This is a genomic window from Streptomyces sp. SID3343 (genome assembly GCF_009865215.1).
Classification (GTDB): Bacteria; Actinomycetota; Actinomycetes; order Streptomycetales; family Streptomycetaceae; genus Embleya.
Map to the genome: position 1 here is coordinate 1 of NZ_WWJX01000849.1, position 448 is coordinate 448.

1 pseudogene is annotated in these 448 nt (G+C 77.5%); it reads left to right on the forward strand.

Annotated features, from left to right (window positions below):
• A pseudogene (locus GT354_RS26405) lies at window positions 1-448 on the forward strand (hypothetical protein); the annotation flags it as partial.

Sequence of the window (448 nt, forward strand, 5' to 3'; positions counted from 1 at the left end):
GGCGAGGACGCGGCCAAGGTCGCCGCGAGCGCGGTGGAGCACGCCCGCCGACTCGCCGCGGTCGACCATCGCGCGCATCGCCCCCTCCTGGCCGGCGCCCTGCGCGAACTCGGCGCCCGGCTCGGCGACACCGGCCACCAGGACCAGGCGCTGACCACGCTCGGCGAGTCCGTACAACTCTTTCGCACCCTCGCCGCCCAGACCCCCGAGCGCTACCGCACCGAACTCGCCCTGTCCCTGGACGAATCGGCCGGCCGACTGGCCGCAACAGGCTCCCCCGACGCCGCGCTCGCGGCGTTCGGCGAGGCCGAACGCCTGTTGGGCACCGGCCCCGCCGAGGTCCGCCTGGCCCCCGTCCTGCTGCGCCACGCCACCCTGCTCGCCCGCCTGGGCCGCGGCGCCGAGGCGATCGCCCTCGCCACCGACGCGGTCGAGGTCCGCCGCACGT